Origin of the sequence: Terrisporobacter petrolearius, from assembly GCF_020748185.1 — a bacterium.
Classification (GTDB): domain Bacteria; phylum Bacillota; class Clostridia; order Peptostreptococcales; family Peptostreptococcaceae; genus Terrisporobacter; species Terrisporobacter petrolearius.
In genome coordinates this window covers 1-547 of sequence record NZ_JAHZMO010000117.1, presented here as the reverse complement: position 1 = coordinate 547, position 547 = coordinate 1, and the positions used below count along the sequence as shown (strand labels likewise).

Genomic DNA, 547 nt, shown 5'->3' with positions numbered 1-547 from the left:
GGATAACCAATTAACCTGGTTGGACTGGTCGCAGGCAAGCAGTGGTTTAACCGCATTTACCGCCGCGTTAATCCATCTGCGCAAGCGCATTCCCGCTTTGGTGGAGAATCGCTGGTGGGAAGAAGGCGACGGCAATGTCCGTTGGCTAAATCGATATGCTCAACCTTTAAGCACGGATGAGTGGCAAAACGGGCCGAAACAGCTGCAAATTCTGCTCTCGGATCGCTTTTTGATCGCAATTAACGCCACGCTTGAGGTAACAGAGATTGTTTTACCTGCTGGGGAGTGGCACGCCATTCCCCCATTCGCTGGAGAGGATAACCCAGTGATTACGGCTGTCTGGCAGGGACCTGCACACGGATTGTGTGTGTTCCAGAGATGATAAAAAAGGAGTTAGTCATGGTTAGTTTAGAGAAGAACGATCACTTAATGTTGGCGCGCCAGCTGCCATTGAAATCTGTTGCCCTGATACTGGCGGGAGGACGTGGTACCCGCCTGAAGGATTTAACCAATAAGCGAGCAAAACCGGCCGTACACTTCGGCGGTA

General features: G+C 51.6%; 2 protein-coding genes. Both read left to right on the top strand.

Features of this window, described 5'->3' with window-relative positions; translation table 11 throughout:
• On the top strand, positions 1–382 hold a 382-nt coding region (locus tag K0040_RS22385), incomplete at its 5' end, for a hypothetical protein (protein ID WP_228110424.1).
• On the top strand, positions 379–547 hold a 169-nt coding region (locus K0040_RS22380; RefSeq protein ID WP_331476384.1), incomplete at its 3' end, for a sugar phosphate nucleotidyltransferase. The genes K0040_RS22385 and K0040_RS22380, both read left to right, overlap by 4 nt.